Source organism: Okeania sp., assembly GCF_983059655.1.
This window is the reverse complement of record NZ_CEZPJD010000101.1, coordinates 1-15243: the sequence shown is the minus strand read 5'-3', so window position 1 is coordinate 15243 and position 15243 is coordinate 1. Positions and strand designations below refer to the sequence as shown.

At 37.4% G+C, this 15243-nt stretch carries 3 protein-coding genes; all 3 read left to right on the top strand.

Annotation, left to right across the window (positions count from 1 at the left end; all coding sequences use genetic code 11):
* Positions 1-134: 134 nt before the first annotated feature.
* The 3 genes from AC3DU7_RS08515 to AC3DU7_RS08505 all read left to right on the top strand — a co-directional run bounded on the left by AC3DU7_RS08515 (position 135) and on the right by AC3DU7_RS08505 (position 15242).
* The gene (locus tag AC3DU7_RS08515) at positions 135-6767 is read left to right on the top strand and encodes an amino acid adenylation domain-containing protein (RefSeq protein WP_488038922.1); all 6633 of its coding nucleotides are present in this window, start codon (positions 135-137) and stop codon (positions 6765-6767) included.
* A gap of 359 nt (positions 6768-7126) precedes the next feature.
* Positions 7127-10579, top strand: coding sequence for a non-ribosomal peptide synthetase (locus tag AC3DU7_RS08510; RefSeq protein ID WP_488038921.1), 3453 nt, complete (start codon positions 7127-7129; stop codon positions 10577-10579).
* 40 nt (positions 10580-10619) lie between these two features.
* Positions 10620-15242, top strand: coding sequence for a type I polyketide synthase (locus tag AC3DU7_RS08505; RefSeq protein ID WP_488038920.1), 4623 nt, complete (start codon positions 10620-10622; stop codon positions 15240-15242).
* The last annotated feature ends 1 nt before the right edge of the window (position 15243 follow it).

The following is a 15243-nucleotide window of genomic DNA, read 5'->3' as shown; positions in this document are numbered from 1 at the left end:
GTTGCCTGTTGCCTGTTGCCTGTTGCCTGTTGCCTTGCGCGTAGCGCTATAAAACTCATTTTTTTTGCAATATTTTTCCTGAAAAATTAACCACTTTTTTACTTTAAAAATTAACTTAATAAAAATTAATTAAAATGACTATAAACGAACTATTAAACGAACTTTCAGAACAGGGTGTAAAACTGTGGACGGATGGCGAACAATTACGCATTCGTGCTAATAAAGGTGTCATCACACCCGAAAAACGGGAAATAATTTCTGAACACAAGGCAGAAATCCTGGAACAGTTGCGACAAAACAATGTTGGAGCTAGTACCACATCTTTACCTGTTATCGTACCTCAACCTGATAAACGCTACGAACCTTTCCCTATGACAGATATTCAATATGCGTTTTGGGTGGGTAGGATGGGAGTGTTGGAATTAGGTCATGTTGCGAATCATGGTTATTACGAAATTGAAGCAGTTGGTCTCAACTTAGAGCGTCTCAACCAAGCACTCAATCAACTAATTCAGCGTCACGATATGTTACGGGCGATTATGTTATCGGAAGGTTTACAACAGGTATTGGAAAAAGTACCGACTTATGAAATGTCAACTCTTGATTTGAGAGGGGAGGATGAAGATGTTGCTCAAGCAAGGATTTCAGAAGTACGAGATATCATGTCTCATCAAGTCTTACCTGCGGACAAATGGCCGTTGTTTCAGTTTAGAGCTACTATTTTAGAGCAACAACGCTTCAGACTGCATATTAGTTACGACCTGCAAATATTTGATGCTTGGAGCATGATGCGGTTGTTTGAGGAGTGGTTTGAGCTTTACGAAAATCCAGAATGCCTTCTTAAACCACTGGAAATTACATTCCGTGATTATGTTTTAGCGGAACAAGGTTTAGAAAATACAGAGTTGTATGAGCGATCGCGACAATATTGGTTAAACCGGATAGATAGCTTACCACCTGCTCCAGATTTACCTCTGGCAGTCAATCCTAATTCTATCAAAGATTATCAATGCCAGCGCTTCAGTGGAAAACTAGACAAGACTAACTGGCAAAAGTTGAAAAAACGAGCTGGTGAAGCAGGTTTAACTCCATCCGCTGTATTGTTAGCTGCATTTGCGGATGTACTAACATTATGGGGTAAAAATTCTCAGTTTACCATGAATCTCGCTTTATTTAACCGCTTGCCTCTACATCCCCAGGTCAACAATATATTAGGTGACTTTACTTCTGTAACTCTATTAGCAGTAGACAACTCAGCAACAGAAACATTTACAAAAAGGGCATTACGGTTACAGCGACAACTGTGGCAAGATTTAGAACACCGCTATTTTAGTGGGGTGCGAGTCATGCGAGAAATAAATCGCAGGCAAGGCCAAGCTCCTACTGCGATGCCAGTTGTTTTTACTAGCGCCATTGGTTTTGATGCATTAGGTCAAGAAACCTCAAGTTTATTTAGGTTTGGAGAGTTAGTCTATGCTATTAGTCAGGCATCTCAGATATGGATGGATCATCAAGTTAGCGAACAAAATGGAGAATTAGTATTTACTTGGGATGCAGTAACAGCATTATTTCCAGAAGGAATGATTTCGGATATGTTTGATGCTTATTATTGTCTGATCCGAAATTTAGCTACTTCTGATGTTGCCTGGAACGAGACCACAAGACAAGGAATGATGCCAGTTAAGCAACTATTACAGAGAAAAAATATTAATGCTACAGAAAAGCCAATTTGTGATGGAACTCTGTATGGTTTGTTTGCAAAGCAAGTTCAGGTGCGCGGAAATGAGGTTGCTGTTATTTCTAGCAGTCGCTCCTTGAGTTACCATCAGTTATCCGAATTGTCAATCCAGTTAGGTGTAAAGTTACAGCAGTTGGGAGCAGCACCTAATAAACTGGTGGCAATAGTTATGGAAAAAGGATGGGAGCAGATAGTTGGTGTTTTGGGGGTTTTAGCTGCTGGTGCTGCTTATGTTCCTATTAATCCTAAAGAAGCAAAGGAGCGTTTGCAATATCTATTGGACAATAGTAAGGCAGAAATTGTGCTTACTCAGTCTTGGTTGACAGATCTTGCACTACCGGACAATATTAAGCGCATTGATGTCGATACTTTCTCCCCATCTCCAACGGATAATTTTCTATCACCTGTTACTGTTTACCCTGATGACTTAGCTTATCTGATCTACACTTCCGGTTCCACAGGTTTACCCAAGGGAGTAATGATAACTCATCAGAAAGCGGTTAACACTATGGTCTATACTAACCAACGTTTTAATGTGGGTGTCAAGGATAGAATGTTAGCTGTTACTGCTCTCCACCATGATATGTCTGTTTACGATATCTTTGGTCTTTTGAGTGCTGGTGGCACAATTGTTATGCCTGATGCTGCCCGAATTAAAGACCCCTATCACTGGATTGAATTAATAAACTCAAAGCAGGTAACTATGTGGAATTCAGTACCTGCAATGATGGAAATGTTGGTTGAATCTGCGTTAAGTTCTCATCTGTCACTACCATCTAGTTTCCGTATAGCATTTTGGGGAGGAGATTGGATATCTCTATCGTTACCAAAACGTTTAAGAACATTAGTAAATGATGTAGAAATTATCAGTGTTGGTGGTCCGACGGAAACAACTGTTTGGAATATTTGCTACTCAATAAAAGAGGTCGAACCTAGTTGGAAAAGTATTCCTTATGGTCAACCAATGACAAATTCTAAATACTATATATTGAATGAAAATTTAGAAGATTGTCCGATGTGGGTTCCCGGTCAAATGTACTGTGCTGGAGTGCAAGTTGCTAAAGGTTATTGGCGTAATGAAGAAAAGACTAATAGTAGTTTTATTACTCATCCACGCACTGGAGAACGAATATATGGAACGGGAGATTTAGGGCGATATTTACCAGATGGAAATATTGAGTTTGTTGGTAGGGTAGATTTTCAAATTAAGATTCGAGGACACCGGGTAGAAACTGGAGAAATAGAGGCAGCTTTAACTAAACATTCGGGAGTAAAATCTGCAGTTGTTAAAGCATTTGGTAAAGATGAAAAACAACGTTTAGTTGCTTATCTAATTCTCAGTCAAAAACCAGAGCCAACTATTGCCGAAATAAGTCAATTTTTGCAAGATAAATTACCAGAATATATGATACCCTCAGCTTATATATTTCTGGATAAATTTCCTCTATCTGCCAATGGTAAAATAGATAGGCGATCGCTCCCTCAACCAGAAGGAAATTTATTAACAATAGAGACTAATTATGTAGCACCTCAAACCAAGATTGAGAAAATCATTGTGGAAATTTGGCAAGAGGTATTAGAGTTAGAAAAGGTAGGAATTAAAGATAACTTTTTTGATGTTGGTGGGAACTCTTTACAAGTTACTAAAATTTATAATCAACTGCGAAAAACATTACCAAATGAATCTCAAAATATCTCTTTAGTGGATGTGTTTAAATATCCAACTATTAGTGAATTATCAGAAAAATTAGACCATAATCTCAAACAGTTAACTGAAAACTCAACCCAGTTTCAGATACCAACCATTCAAGCTATCTCCCGTAACGAACAACCCCTCAATCTATCCTGGACGCAAGAAAGACTGTGGTTCCTCAACCAACTGGAAGGTCAAAATGCCACTTACAATATACCAGGAGCATTCTGGGTTAAGGGGAACTTAGACATTAATGCCCTACAACTAGCATTATCAGAAATAGTGCGTCGCCACGAAGTATTGCATACCAGTTTTCCCACACAAAATGGCCAACCAATACAGGTAATTAATCCAGATACCACTATCAACATTAATATTGTAGACTTCCAGCAACTAGAACCAACAAAACGTGAAACTATCATCCTGCAAGAAGTACAAAAAGAAGCAATTACTCCCTTTAACTTAGAAATAGCACCATTAGTTAGGTGTAGTTTATTGCAGCTATCAACCACAGAATCTGTATTGTTACTGACAATGCATCACATTGTCTCTGATGGTTGGTCAATTGGGATATTCATTCAAGAACTATCTAGTTTATATCAAGCTTTCACAAAAGGAGAACCATCATCCTTAGCAGAATTACCAATTCAGTATGCAGACTTTGCAGCTTGGCAAAAACAATATTTGAGTGGAGAAATACTAGAAACTCAACTTAATTACTGGAAGCAAAATTTAGCAAATCCACCTGAACTATTACAATTACCAACTGACCGCCCTCGACCAACTTCTCAAACTTACCAAGGTGCTACTCACTGTTGGACAATAGAAACAGAATTAACAGAGAAGTTACAAAACCTATCTCGCCAGAATGGTACAACTTTATTTATGACCATATTGGCCGCCTTTGCAACTTTACTATATCGTTACAGCGGTCAGTCAGATATTTTAATAGGTTCGCCCATAGCTAATCGGAACCGTAGTGAAATTGAGCCTCTGATTGGATCTTTTGTCAATACTTTAGTATTAAGAACAGCATTTGTGGATGATCCTAGTTTTGAGGAATTGCTAGCACAAGTGAAGGAAACCACACTGAAGGCATATCAAAATCAAGATGTGCCTTTTGAGCGAGTGGTAGAAGCATTGCAACCACAAAGGTCTTTGAGTCATTCACCTCTGTTCCAAGTAATGCTTGTTCAGCAAAATGCACCAATGAATGAAGTGGAATTACCTGGTGTGAGTTTAAGTTTTATTAAGCAAAAAAGCACCATTGCTAGATTTGATTTAACTTTATCCATCATGGAAACAGAGTCAGGGATAGTAGGTGAATGGGAGTACAACACTGACTTATTTGATAGTTCAACTATTGAGCGGACGACTGTTCATCTCCAGAATTTACTAGATGGAATAGTGGAAAATTCTGCACAGAAGATAAGTGAATTGCCAATATTGAGTGCAGTAGAACGTCATCAGTTGTTAGTGGAATGGAATAATACAGAGGTTGAATATCCAAAGGATAAATGTATTCATCAATTATTTGAACAACAGGTAGAAAAAACACCGGACGCTGTAGCAGTAGTATTTGAGCAGCAACAATTAACATATCAAGAGTTGAATGCTCAAGCTAATCAACTAGCTAATTATCTGCAAAGCTTAGGTGTGAAACCGGACACATTGGTAGGTATTTGTGTTGAGCGTTCCGTGGAAATGGTAATCGGTTTATTGGGTATTCTCAAAGCAGGTAGTGCTTATGTACCTCTCGATCCTAATTATCCACAAGAGCGACTGAGTTATATGTTGAATGATTCTGAGGTTAAAGTATTGCTGACTCAGAGTTCATTGTTGGCATCTTTACCCACAGATACTGCACAAGTAATTTGTTTGGATACTGACTGGGATGTTATTGAACAATACAGCTTAGAGTATCAATATACTGGAGTATGCTCAGATAATTTAGCTTATGTTATATACACTTCTGGTTCTACTGGAAAACCTAAAGGAGTTGCAATTGAACATTTTTCTTTGTGTAACCTTGCTCAAGCACAAGCAAATTTATTTGATGTCAAACCAAGCAGTCGTGTTCTTCAATTTGCCTCTTTCAGCTTTGATGCTTCTGTCTGGGAAATATTTATGGCTCTAACAAAGGGAGCCGTTTTAATTTTAGGAAAGACTCCTGAGTTAATGCCTGGTTTAGATTTGCAGCAAACTCTACACCAATACGAAGTAACTCATGTGACATTACCTCCTTCTGCTCTATCAGTATTACCTACAGATGAGTTGCCATTCTTAAGTCATATCGTTGTAGCAGGAGAAGCATGTTCGATGGAGTTGATTAATCAGTGGTCTGTCGGTCGTCGTTTCTTTAATGCTTATGGTCCAACTGAATCTACAGTTTGTGCTACAGTAGCTCCAATAGATCATGGTAGCGAGAAAGTAACTATAGGTCGCCCTATTGCCAATAGCCAAATTTACATTCTAGACGAACAGCTCCAACTACTACCCATAGGAGTACCGGGAGAATTATACATCGGAGGTGATGGTTTAGCTAGAGGCTATCTCAACCGACCAGAACTAACGAGCCAAAAATTTATCCAAAATCCTTTCTCTAATTCTCAGTCAGAACGTATTTACAGAACAGGAGACCTTGCTCGTTACAATAATGATGGCAACATAGAATATCTAGGTCGCATTGATAACCTAGTTAAGCTCCGAGGTTTCCGTATTGAACTTGGGGAAATTGAATCAGTTTTATCTAGCCATGCTCAAGTACAACAAACTATAGTTATTTGTCGAGAAGATATCCCTGGAAATAAACAACTTGTAGCTTATATAGTTAGCACTGAAGCAGGATTAAATAGCACTGAATTGCGGCTTTATCTACAGTCAAAGTTACCAGAATACATGGTGCCTTCTGCTTTTATATTGTTAGAAACTCTTCCATTAACTCCCAATGGCAAAATTGACCGCAAAGCATTACCAGCACCAGATATAGATTCAAATCGTTCCCATGAATATGTTCCGCCTCAAACTGAAACTGAAAAACAGATTGCAACAGTTTTACAAGAGGTACTGCAATTAGAAAAAGTTAGTATTTATGACAATTTCTTTGAACTAGGAGCCAATTCTCTAATCTTAGTAAAAATCAATAATAAATTACAGGAAATATTATCAATAGAACTACCACTTGTTGATATGTTCACTTATCCAAATATAAAAGCTTTAAGTCAACATATAGCAAATGTTGATAATTCAAAAACTTTATCAGAATTACCACAACTAGATCGTAACCAAATTAAATCTACTCTGAAAAAAAGGCGTCAGCTCAGACAGCAGAATTAATCTTGTTATTAAGGATATATAGCAATATGATTTGAGTTGTGAGATATTGGAAACTTTTAGGAAACAGGGAACAGGGAACAGGGAACAGGGAACAGAGAAGAAGAAAAAAACGTATCATATGAATATCATAATTGATATATTCCATACTTTTAAGGAACACCTCAATTCTCACAACTGATTCCTGATTGCTATAGAAAGAGAACTAATTAATGATTTAGGTATTATTAATTATGATAATTTTTGTAATTAACGTTAACATAAAATTTTGAAAAATTATGACTAATTACTACTCAAAAAAACTACTGACTACTGGCTACTGACTAATTACTACTCAAAAAAACTACTGACTACTCAAAAAAATGACTTTAAATCAAATTGAACGGCAAGAAATAGCTAAAAAACTGACAAATCTATCTGATAAAAAACGGATAGCTTTAATAGAATTACTGACTAAAGAAGGAATAGATCCACTCAAATTACCGATCGCTCCTGCCATCAGAGAATCAAATAGATTTCCTCTTTCTTGGGCACAGGAAAGAATGTGGTTTCTTGACCAGCTAGAGGGAGCAAATGCTACCTATAATAATTCACTGGCGTTAACCATGACAGGCAATATTAACCATGATGCTCTGCGATCGGCTATAGCAGAAATTGTCCGTCGCCATGAAGTATTTAGAACTCGGTTTGAACTAATTAACGGTGTACCTTTACAAATAGTTGAACCAGACATTAACTTTGAAATAGAAATTACTGACAGGCAACATCTAGACCATACTCAACAACAGACAGACATAGAAAAATATCTTCAGCAAGAAGAGGCAAAACCTTTTAACCTGAACAGAGGGCCTTTGCTAAGAGTCAATCTAGTCAAACTTTCTGCTACAGAATCAATGTTGTTGATAACGATGCACCATATAATCTCAGATGGTTTGTCACTAGGAGTATTTCTCAAAGAACTCTCAATTTTATACACTACCTATAGTCAGGGTGGGTTGCCCTCCTTACCAAAATTACCAATTCAGTATGCCGACTTTGCCGTTTGGCAAAAACAATATTTGAGTGGGGAAGTATTAGAAACTCAACTAAATTACTGGAAGCAAAGTTTAGCAAATGCACCTGAATTATTACAATTACCAACCGATAGATCTCGACCTACAGTTCAAACTTACCAAGGTGCTACTTACTGTTGGACAATAGAAACCGAGTTAACCGAGAAGTTACAAAACCTGTCTCACGAGAATGGTACAACCCTATTTATGACTATGTTTGCAGCATTTGCTACATTACTATATCGTTACAGTGGTCAGTCAGATATTTTAATAGGTTCGCCCATAGCTAATCGTAACCGCAGTGAAATTGAATCATTAATCGGCTTTTTTATCAATACTTTAGTATTAAGAACTGCATTTGTGGATAATCCCAGTTTTGAGGAATTACTAGCACAAGTGAAGGAAACCACACTGAAAGGATATGAACATCAAGATTTGCCTTTTGAGAAAGTAGTAGAAGCATTGCAACCACAAAGGTCTTTGAGTCATTCACCTCTGTTTCAGGTAATGTTTAATTTGATGAATACAAGAATGAGTAAGGTGGAATTACCTGGTGTGAATTTAAGTTTGATCAAGCCACAAAACACAAGTGCTAAATTTGATTTAACCCTGTCAGTATCAGAAACTGAGTCTGGGCTATTGAATGAATGGGAGTACAACACTGACTTATTTGATAGTTCAACTATTGATCGGATGGCAGGTCATTTCCAGAATTTGTTGTCAGCAATTGTGGAAAATTCTGCACAGAAGGTAAGTGAATTACCAATGTTGAGTACGGCAGAAAATCGTCAACTGTTAGTGGAATGGAATAATACAGCAGTTGAATATCCACAGTCACAATGTATTCATAAGTTATTTGAACAACAAGTTGAAAAAACACCCGACGCAGTAGCAGTTGTATTTGAGGGGGAACAATTAACCTACTCTCAGTTGAATACTAAAGCTAATCAGTTAGCACATTACCTGCAAAACTTAGGTGTGAAACCGGAAACATTAGTGGGTATTTGTGTTGAGCGTTCAGTAGAAATGGTCATTGGTTTATTAGGTATCCTCAAAGCAGGTGCTGCTTATGTACCATTAGACCCCAGTTATCCCCAACAACGTATTGAGTTAATATTGTCAGACTCTCAAGCTTCAATATTGTTAACTCAAAAACATTTGGTTGCTACTCTACCAGAAAGTCAAGCTAGAGTTTTGTGTTTAGACAGTGAGGAAATTTTTACTAACCAAAGCTCAGAAAATCTTGTTAGTAATGTTAATGACGAAAATCTAGCTTACGTTATCTACACTTCCGGTTCCACAGGTAAACCTAAAGGCGTACAAATACCTCATCGTAATGTTGTTAATTTCTTGCTCTCTATGCAACAACAACCAGGTATAACGGAAGAAGATGTACTTTTGGCAGTCACTACTATTTCGTTTGATATTGCTGGATTAGAAATTTATCTACCTTTAATAACCGGAGCGAAAGTTGTATTAGCAAGTCGTGCGGTTACTACAGATGGAATAGAGTTAGCTAAACAAATTTCTTTGTCTAATGTAACAGTAATGCAAGGGACTCCCGCCACTTGGCAGTTATTACTAGCTTCGGGTTGGCAGGGGAATCAAAATTTAAAAATTCTTTGTGGTGGGGAAGCTTTACCTACTGACTTAGCACGGCAGTTATTAAATTGTGGTCATTCAGTATGGAATTTATATGGTCCGACAGAAACAACTATTTGGTCAACAGCATCTCAGGTAGAAGTTTCTCAACTAGAAAAGGCATCAATACCGATAGGGCGTCCCATTGCTAATACTCAACTCTACATTTTAGATGGCAATGATCAACCTGTACCAATAGGTGTATCAGGAGAGCTTCACATTGGTGGCGCTGGTTTAGCTAGAGGGTATCTCAACCGCCCAGAATTAACAGCGGAAAAATTTATTACTATCCCCCTTCCGTCCCCCTTAGAAAGGGGGAGACTAGAAAAAATCCCCCCTTTAGAAAGGGGAAAACCAGACAAAATCCCCCCCTTAGAAAGGGGGGTTAGGGGGGATAGTCTTTCCCTCTATAAAACAGGAGACTTAGCTCGTTATTTACCCGATGGCAACATAGAATATCTCGGTCGCATTGACAACCAAGTTAAGTTACGAGGTTTCCGTATTGAACTTGGAGAAATTGAATCAGTATTATCTAGCCATCTTCAAGTACAACAAACTGTAGTTATCTGTCGAGAAGATATCCCTGGAAATAAACAACTTGTAGCTTATTTAGTCACCTCTGAACCAGAGTTAAATAGTAGTGAATTGCGACTTTATCTACAGTCAAAGTTACCAGAATATATGCTACCTTCTGCCTTTGTCTTGTTAGAAACTCTACCATTAACACCCAATGGTAAAATAGACCGCAAAGCTTTACCAGCACCAGATATAAATTTAACTCGTTCCCATGAATATGTTCCGCCTCAAACTGAAACTGAAAAACAGATTGCAACAGTTTTACAAGAGGTACTGCAATTAGAAAAAGTTAGTATTTATGACAATTTCTTTGAGCTAGGAGCAAATTCTCTAATTTTAGTAAAAGTCAATAGTAAACTACGGGAAATATTATCAATAGAATTACCACTTCTTGATATGTTTACCTACCCAAACATCAAAGCTTTAAGTCAACATATAATCAAAAAAAATGAGACTCCAGAACCTTTATCAGAATTACCAAAACTAGAGATTAACCAAATCAAATCTAGTATTAAAAAAAGGCGTAAACTTAGACAAAAACATTAATATTTTGACTGAATTAATATTATAAAAGGAGATATAAAATATGAATGAAATTAATGATTTAGATATTGCAATTATTGGACTATCCGGTCGCTTTCCTCAAGCAAAAGATATTGATTCTTTCTGGCAAAACCTCAAAGATGGTGTTGAATCTATTTCTGTGCTTTCAGAACAAGAACTATTAGACTCTGGTATTAACTCTAACCTGCTCAAAAATCCCAACTATGTAAGAGCGAGACCAGTCATTTCAGATACCGAAATGTTCGATGCTAATTTTTTCGGTTTTAGTGCCAAGGAAGCTGAGTATCTCGACCCCCAACAACGTTTTTTCTTGGAATCAGCTTGGGAAGTGATTGAAAGTGCTGGTTATGATCCAGAAAAATATCGTGGGTCGATTGGAGTTTATGCAGGCATAGGTTTAAACACTTACTTACTTAACAATATCCACCCTACCTTTGACTCCGAAGATTTGGCGGGTGGGTATCAATTAATGATAACTAGCGATAAAGATTTTTTGCCTACTCGCGTTAGTTATAAATTAAATCTCCGGGGACCCGCTGTTAACGTCCAGACAGCTTGTTCAACTTCACTGGTGGCAGTCCATTTAGCCTGTCAGAGTTTGCTCAATGGAGAATGTAATATGGCTTTAGCTGGTGGAGTCTCAATTATTGTGCCTCAGAATGCAGGTTATCTATATACTGAAGGCATGATTCTTTCTCCAGATGGTCATTGTCGAGCTTTTGATGCCCAAGCTAAAGGCACTATACCAGGTAGTGGTTTAGGTATTGTAATGCTCAAGCGACTAGAAGATGCGATCGCAGACAGAGATTCCATCCATGCTGTTATTAAGGGTTCGGCCATTAATAATGACGGTTCCGTAAAAGTGGGTTACACAGCACCCAGTACAGAAGGTCAAGCTACAGTTATTGCCCAAGCTCAAGCTGTAGCTGAAGTAGATGCTGAGAGTATTACTTACATAGAAGCTCACGGCACTGGTACAACATTGGGAGACCCCATTGAAATTGCTGCTTTGACTAGGGCATTTAGAAGAAGTACCCAGAAACAGAATTTTTGTGCTATCGGTTCCCTAAAAACTAATATGGGACATATGGATGCAGCAGCAGGTGTGGGAGGATTGATAAAAACAGTATTATCTCTTAAACATAAGTTAATTCCCCCTAGTTTACACTTTGAAGAGCCATCGCCTCAAATTGATTTTGCTAACAGTCCATTCTACGTCAATACTACCCTATCTGAATGGAAGAGTAATGGTAGTCCTCGACGAGCTGGGGTTAGTTCTTTTGGTATTGGTGGGACTAATGCTCATGTCATTTTAGAAGAAGCTCCCCTAGTAACGCCTTCTGGAGAATCTCGAGGAAGGAATTTGCTGCTCATCTCTGCTAAAAGCAGTTCTGCACTAGACCAAGCAACTGCTAATTTGGCTAAACACTTTAAAGAAAATTCCGACTTAAATTTAGCTGATGTTGCTTATACCTTAAGTTGTGGTCGTCGAGCTTTTGATTATCGACGAATGTTAGTTTGTCAGTCAGCTACTGAAGCAGTAGAAGAACTAACAAATTTAGATTCCCAACAGGTTTTTACCAACAACGTCTTAGAATCTACAAACCGACCTGTTGTCTTCATGTTTCCTGGCCAGGGTTCTCAGTATGTCAATATGGCATTGGAAGTCTATGAAACTGAACCAGTATTTCGCGAACAAGTAGATTTATGCTCGGAAATACTCAAACCAGAGTTAGGGTTAGACTTACGTCACATCCTTTATCCTCAACAATCAGATACTCAGACTGCAGAGGAAAAATTACAACAAACAGCGATCGCTCAGGTAGCTCTTTTCGTCATAGAATATGCTCTAGCAAAATTATGGCAATCTTGGGGTATTTCTCCAAGTGCAGCGATCGGTCATAGTATTGGGGAATATGTAGCTGCAACTTTAGCAGAAGTATTCTCCCTAGAAACGGCTTTATCGTTAGTGGCAGCGAGAGGCAAAATGATGCAGCAACTTCCTACTGGTAAGATGCTTTCTATTCCACTTTCAAAAGAGCAACTCCAACCTCTATTAACAGAGAAACTTGCCATTGCAGTAATAAATGAGCCATCTCGATGTGTAGTTTCTGGGGATACAGAATCTATAGAAATTCTCGAAAATAAATTAGCTGCCCAAAATATAGAATGTCGTCGCCTCCATACTTCTCATGCCTTCCATTCTCAAATGATGGAACCTATCCTCAATGATTTTAGAGAAAGAGTTAAACAGGAATCATTAAAACCTCCTCAACTTCCTTATATTTCCAACTTGACAGGAGATTGGATTACAGAATCTCAGGCAACAGATCCTAATTATTGGGTGCAACATTTGCGTCAAACTGTTTTATTTGCTAAAGGGATGGAAAATTTGCTGAAAAATCCAGAACAAATTTTGTTAGAAGTAGGCCCTGGTCGAACTTTGACTTCCTTAACTAAACGAAATCCGAGTTTTGAGCAACAACAATTAGTATTAACATCAGTACGTCATCCGCAAGAAAATAAATCGGATGTAGCTTTTTTACTTACTTCTGTTGGTAATCTCTGGTTAGCTGGAGTTGAGGTCAATTGGTCTGCATTTTATAGTCAAGAGCATCGTTATCGCGTGCCTTTACCTACTTATCCTTTTGAACGTCAGCGTTACTGGATTTCTGCACCGAAACCAGGGGAAAAGACAAAACTGAAGCAAGAGCAAACGACAGGTAAACAGTCAGATATTTCTCAATGGTTTTATATTCCTTCCTGGAAACGTCTACCCCTACCAGCAACTCAACCAGAAAAATCATTAGGTAATATTTTGTTGTTTATAGATGAGTCTGGTTTCGGAGAAAAGTTAGCAACTCAACTGGCACAACTTTGTGAAAAAGTAATTTGTGTCAAAGTGGGAGACTCGTTTATGAAGGATAGTCAAGGAATTTATAGTTTAAATCCTTCTCAACCTGATGACTACAATACCTTGCTAGATGAACTTGTCAGCTCAAACTTAATTCCAGAAAAAGTGATTCATTTGTGGAGCTTGACAACAGAAAAATTAACAAAAGAGTTAGATGCAGATTTATTTGACAAAGCTCAGGATTTAGGATTCTATAGTTTGCTATTTTTTACTCAAGCTTGTGGAAAACAAGTCTTAGCAGATAATTGTGAAATTCTTGTCATCTCTAATAATATGCAGGATGTAACAGGAAGCGAGGTTTTGTCTCCTGAAAAAGCTACAATATTAGGGGCAGTAAAAGTAATCTCTCAAGAATACTTTAACTTTAACTGTCGTTGTATTGATGTAGCGCTTTCCGATACTGGGAATAAGCAAGAAAAGATACTTATAGAGCATCTAATTGCTGAATCAATTGCAAAATCTTCGGCACAAGTCATTGCTTATCGTGGAAAGTCTCGCTGGGTAGAAAATTTTGAATTATTTCCATTAAAACCTCAAACAAAATCTCCTCCACAAAAGCTAAAGGAACAAGGAGTTTATCTAATTACAGGTGGACTTGGTGGTATTGGAATTGTATTAGCAGAATTTCTAGCAAAGACAGTACAAGCTAAGTTAATTTTAATCGGACGTTCTACTTTTCCAGAGCGAGATAGTTGGTCAGAGTGGGTGTCTAGTAATAATGAGCAAGATAGTATTAGTCAGAAGATTCAAAAAGTCAAAGAATTTGAAACTTATGGAGCTGAGGTTTTAGTTTTAAATGCTGATGTTTCTGATTCTGAACAAATGGAATTAGTCATTGCCAAAGCAGAGAAAAAATTTGGTAAAATTAATGGAGTTATTCATGCTGCTGGTGTGGTTAAAGGAAATTCTATTAATGCTATTCAAAGTATAGGAAAATCCGAATGCCAACAGCAATTTATGTCGAAGATTTACGGCACATTAGTATTAGGGAAAATACTCAAAAATAGAGAGATTGACTTCTGTTTATTGATGTCTAGCCTCTCATCAATTTTAGGAGGATTAGGATTTGTAGGTTATGCAGCTAGTAATAGCTTTATGGATTATTTTGTTCGGGCAGATAATCACCTAGAAGATAGTTCTCCTTGGATAGGTGTTAATTGGGATGGCTGGAAAGTAGGTTCAGAATCAAAACAAAATTTAAGTTTTGGCAAGAACTTAGCAGAGCTATTAATTACACCGGAAGAAGGAGCAAAAGCTTTTGAATTGATACTATCTGGAAGTAATACCAATCAATTAGTTATTTCTACTGGAGATTTACAAGCAAGAATAAATCAATGGGTTAAGCGAGAAAGGGTCAAAAAAGAAAGTAATTTACAGCCATTAGTAGATTCTCAACAGGATATTTCGAGAAATTTAAAAACTGTTTATGTTGCTCCCACAAATCAACAAGAAGAAGTTTTAGTTGATATTTTTCAATCGGTTCTTGGTGGTACTAAAGTGGGAATAAATGACGACTTTTTTGAATTAGGAGGAGATTCATTAATAGCAACTATGCTTATGGCAAAAATCAAGCAAAACTTTACAGTAGATATTAATATAAGTGAGATATTTAATTTGACAACCGTTGCTAAATTTTCCGAATATATCAATAGTCAAAAACAATCTATAGATAGCGACTTAGAAAAGATTAATAAAATGTTAGAAATAGTAGAAAATACGATAGATGAATAAT